The 4,298-nt window shown below is 68.4% G+C and carries 5 protein-coding genes; 4 read left to right on the top strand and 1 reads right to left on the bottom strand.

Going from position 1 to position 4,298, the window contains the following annotated elements; translation table 11 throughout:
• Nucleotides 1-626: 626 nt before the first annotated feature.
• The 4 genes from J1M41_RS08895 to J1M41_RS08880 all read left to right on the top strand — a co-directional run bounded on the left by J1M41_RS08895 (nucleotide 627) and on the right by J1M41_RS08880 (nucleotide 3,181).
• Entirely contained in the window at nucleotides 627-773 is a 147-nt protein-coding gene (locus J1M41_RS08895) for a hypothetical protein (RefSeq protein WP_206451599.1), read from the top strand.
• Nucleotides 774-845: 72 nt separating this feature from the next.
• Nucleotides 846-1,232, top strand: coding sequence for a hypothetical protein (locus J1M41_RS08890; RefSeq protein WP_163721741.1), 387 nt, complete (start codon nucleotides 846-848; stop codon nucleotides 1,230-1,232).
• A gap of 281 nt (nucleotides 1,233-1,513) precedes the next feature.
• Nucleotides 1,514-2,740, top strand: coding sequence for an IS110 family transposase (locus J1M41_RS08885; protein WP_010078639.1), 1,227 nt, complete (start codon nucleotides 1,514-1,516; stop codon nucleotides 2,738-2,740).
• A gap of 201 nt (nucleotides 2,741-2,941) precedes the next feature.
• Complete coding sequence (locus J1M41_RS08880) at nucleotides 2,942-3,181, top strand: hypothetical protein (RefSeq protein WP_061873209.1); 240 nt, start codon at nucleotides 2,942-2,944, stop codon at nucleotides 3,179-3,181.
• 147 nt (nucleotides 3,182-3,328) lie between these two features.
• On the opposite strand, the gene J1M41_RS08875 is transcribed toward J1M41_RS08880, so the two are convergent.
• A partial coding sequence (locus J1M41_RS08875; protein ID WP_206451598.1) for a hypothetical protein occupies nucleotides 3,329-4,298 on the bottom strand: 970 nt, incomplete at its 5' end.

Raw genomic sequence — 4,298 nt, 5'->3', positions numbered from 1 at the left:
GAGCACGCCAGTCGCGGCCGCGCACCGGCCGCACCCCGTGCCACCAGCCCCCACGCATCGCTTCCAGACCCCGCGGCGTGCCGGGGACATGCCCCGGATGCCCAGCTCCAGCAGCCGCGGCGGCCGGCAGCTCGAGCTCACGGAGCCGGCAGCGTCCCTCCGCGACACGTCCCCGCCCTCCACACTCGCTCGCCACTGATGGCCGTGGGCACTGGGTCGCTCTCCCAGGTGCCAGTGGTGGTGTTCAGTAGACGCTAACCAACTGCCCTTCTTCGGCCTACTCTTCCTGGATTCGTGCGGGTTCCCATAGGTGCATTCCCTAAACACCTTCTGATTTGCTTTTCTGTCCCTCCTTTGCTATACTTGAAAGGCTGGGGAACTCCCGGTGCGCCCCGCGGAACTCGCCGCGCGGGTGCCTCACAAAGAGAGGAAACGAAGCATGACCCATGGCAGAGTACGAGGCCGCTACAGCGGCCTGACACATGCACATCACACCCGCTACGAGACAGGGAGAGGCTCCTGTAAGGATCCGTTAGGCACGCACCGTCCGTCCACCTTGAGCAGGTGGATCAGACGCATCACGCAAAACCCAATGCTCATATTCATTGTCGTTTTTTGCCGACCGCATGGTCGCAGTCACCGACACTGTCGAGGCCGCCGAGAAGGTCGCCGAGTGGCTTCATGCAGTCCCCTGGGAGGCGATAGCCTCCCTCGCATCCGATCTCTTACCCCACATCGTGGAAATACTGATTTGGATATTTCTACTCCTTTGATTAGGAGAAAATGCAAAGTTGAGCCCCTCTGGAGGATCTTCCTTCAGGGGGGCTCTTGCATGCCCGCCCGCCATGGCGACCCTAGATCGCCAGGCTCCCGAGTACCTCTACGTGGCCCTGGTGGATGCGACCGGGCCGCGGCGGATGGAGGGGGTGGACTTCCACACGGGCACGTTCCCGGACGGGCTGAGCTGGAAGACCACGGTGGAGGCGGAGGCGGTGCTCAACGCCGCCGTGGCCATGGGTCCGCGTGAGGCCGCCGCCGGCGCGCTGGCCGCGCTGGCCTACGTGTCCTGGCTCCGAGGCCAGGGGACCCAGGCCGACGAGCGCCTGGCGCTCGCCAAGGCGTGCGTCCCGTGCCACGCACACGTGCGCGCCGTGTCCGCCATGATCCGCGCCACCTCGGTAGCCGTGGTCGCCGCCGACCTCGACCTGTCCGGGAAGCCCGTCAAGGGCTGACCGAACCGGCCCGGGGGCCGCTCACCGGCGCCACGTTACCTTCTTCGTGGCTCCTGGATCCGGCAGGATCAGGGAGTGCTGACCGGCCGGTCCTGGGCATGATCGTTTGCCCCCAGTCATCCATGATCCGGGGGGTGTTGTCACCCAGGACCGGTCCGGTGGTCACGGATCGCTGATAGAGGCAGGACCCGGCTGACAAGGGCCTTCGTAACGTGGATGCCGAGCGTGATCACCTCCCGGCCGGCCAGCACACGCCACCGGCGCACCAGAAGGGAACGATCATGACAGCACAGCAGCACCCGGCCGTGTTCATCGGCCTTGACGTCGGCAAGGCCGAGCACCACGCCGTGGCCCTCACCGCGGCCGGGAAAAAGGTCTATGACAAGGCCCTGCCCAACGACGAGACCCGCCTACGCGGCATCCTCGACGAGCTCGCCCGCGCCCACGGGCCCGCGCTGCTCGTCGTCGATCAACCGGCCACGATCGGCGCCCTGCCCGTGGCCGTGGCCCAGGCCTGCGACGGCGTTGAGGTGGCGTACCTGCCCGGGCTGGCAATGCGACGGATCGCTGACCTGCACCCCGGCTCGGCCAAGACCGACGCCAAGGACGCGGCGATCATCGCTGAAGCAGCCCGCACGATGCCCCATACGCTGCGCTCCATCCGAGTCGATGAGGAACAGATCGCCGAGCTGGCCATGCTCGCCGGGTTCGATGACGACCTCGCCGCGCAGATCACCGCGACCTCGAACCGGCTGCGCGGACTCCTCACCCAGATCCACCCCGCGCTCGAGCGCGTGCTCGGGCCCAGGATCACCCACCCCGCCGTGGCAGACCTTCTCGGCCGCTACCCCACCCCGGCACAGCTCAGAACGGCTGGGCCGGGGCATGTGCGGGCCAGGCTGCGCAAGCACGCCCCACGCCTGGCCGCTTCTCTCACGGAACAGATCTTCCAAGCCCTGGACGAGCAGTCCGTGGTCGTGGCCGGCACGCAGGCCGCGGCCACCGTGGTCCCGATCCTGGCAGAACAGCTCGCCGGCCTGACCCGTCAGCGGGCCGGCCTGGCCTCCCAGGTGGAGGCTGCAGTGGAGGCCCACCCTCTTCACCCGGTCCTGATCTCGATGCCCGGAGTAGGGATCAGGACCGCCGCACGCATCCTCACTGAAGTTGTGGGCAAGGACTTCGTCGATGCCGGGCATCTGGCCTCCTACGCCGGGATCGCCCCGGTCACCCGACGCTCCGGGACCTCGATCCGCGGAGAGCACGTAGCCCGGGGCGGGAACAAGCGACTGAAGCGGGCCCTGTTCCTCTCAGCGTTCGCTTCGCTGTCACACCCGCCTTCCAGGGCGTACTACGACCGCAAACGAGCCCAGGGCAAACGCCACAACCAGGCGCTGATCGCGCTGGCCCGGCGCCGCACGGACGTGCTCTACGCGATGCTCCGCGATGGCACCCTGTATCAAGATCCGACCGCCCCGCCAGCACCATCATCAGTCGCTCTCGCGGCTTGACGAAAACCATAGAGGCACCCCCCCTGTCGCGGACTCGACCGCGCAGCCGGTAGCTCCAGGTGCAGCTGCCGGCTGCGGATCTCCGCGACACGTCCCCGCCCTGCCCGCGCTCGCGGGTTGGCCACCACAACATCGTGAGTGTATGGTTTGACACAGCGGGAGGCATTCGGCCACCTGCACCCTTACTGGAGGAGGCAGCTCATGGAGCAGCAGACCACCACCCCCACCTACGCCGACGGCTACAAGGCCGGGTATCAGGACGCCAAGGCCTTCTACACCCGCCGCGACAACCACGCGCGCACCGTGGCCCGCCACTGGCGCGCCGTCGCCGACCACCCCAAGGGCGCCCGCTCCATCGAGGTGCTGACCATGCTCTTCCCCGAGCTGGTCCGCACCCTGGACGCCATGGCCGCTCACGAGCTGGATCACCCCCAGCCCTGAGCCGCCACCTCCCCCGACGGGCGCGGACCGCACGGTCCGCGCCCGTCGGCGTCCCCGGCCCGCTCTCTCGGATCGGGGGGCTGAGATCCTGGCGCACGCCGGCGGGGCGACGTCGCCCGCCCTCGGCGGCACGCGGCCCCCGGGCCCTCAGCCGAAGACGCCGCCGAAGGCCATGGCGGTGGCAGTCTCCACCACCCCCGTGACGGCGGACCCCAGGGCCGCGCTCCCTACGTTGGCGGCGAGACGACGCAGGCGACCGGCTCCCTCAGCCACAGGGCCGACGGCGGGCTGGTCTTCCTGGAGCGCCTGCTGGAGTTCGTCGATGGCCTCGGTCAACTCCTCCTCCCCCTCCTTCTCCGCCATCACACGCAGGTCTGCAAGCGCGCGAGAGAGGTCTTCGACCGTGCCCTGAGCATGGGCGCCCTCGCCGACAGCCACAGGGCCAGACGGCGCGTGGAGATAGGTGATGTATTGCACGCCCACGCGATCGCTCAGCGCGGCATCGACCGCGGCGCGGCTGGGCAGCTCACCGAGGGGGGTGTCGGCGGTGAGGTCGGCGACGAGCTCGACCAGGCTGGTGCGGATGCGGTCCACGATGCCGCGGAGGGTCGGACCGGGCACCGCGTACATCAGGCTGGTGATCTGCTGATGCGGCGGCAGGATGGCGTTGAACACCATCTGCGCTGCACTGAGCGGGCCGGTCCCGTAGTGGAACGCCTCCCGAGTCGCCATCTCCTCGATCTCCGCCAGAGGCCCCTTGAGGGTCAGCAGTTCGGGGACCACCTCCCGGACGTCGTCGGGGAAGTCGTACCACGAGACGGGTTGCCTGCTCACGACGGTGTTGCCGCTGATGGAGGACATGAGCATGCCGGCATGGATGCTCCGGTAGGCAGGCGCGTCGACATCGTCCGGGTAGCCGTTGAGCTCGAACCTCGCCCACTCCCGCAGGCTCTGCGAGCCGGTCTGCGCGCCGAGCATCAGGCACTTGCGCAACAGGCCGGGCAACGGTTCCGCCTCGTCGATGACGCGCTCGCGGAGGTCAGTGAGCAGTGAGCTGGTCATGGTGTCCTTCGCCGGATCCGGTGGGATGCTGATCGTATCCATCCCCCGACTGAAC

Source organism: Micrococcus sp. KRD096 (assembly GCF_017168495.1).
GTDB classification, from domain to species: Bacteria; Actinomycetota; Actinomycetes; order Actinomycetales; family Micrococcaceae; genus Micrococcus; species Micrococcus luteus.
The sequence above is the reverse complement of the archived record's forward strand: the minus strand, read 5'-3'. Positions and strand labels throughout refer to the sequence as shown.

Excerpts from the sequence above, each read along its gene's own strand:
- J1M41_RS08895 (WP_206451599.1), top strand. The coding sequence starts at position 627 with ATGGTCGCAGTCACCGACACTGTCGAGGCCGCCGAGAAGGTCGCCGAG.
- J1M41_RS08890 (WP_163721741.1), top strand. The coding sequence starts at position 846 with ATGGCGACCCTAGATCGCCAGGCTCCCGAGTACCTCTACGTGGCCCTG.
- J1M41_RS08880 (WP_061873209.1), top strand. The coding sequence starts at position 2,942 with ATGGAGCAGCAGACCACCACCCCCACCTACGCCGACGGCTACAAGGCC.
- J1M41_RS08885 (WP_010078639.1), top strand. The coding sequence starts at position 1,514 with ATGACAGCACAGCAGCACCCGGCCGTGTTCATCGGCCTTGACGTCGGC.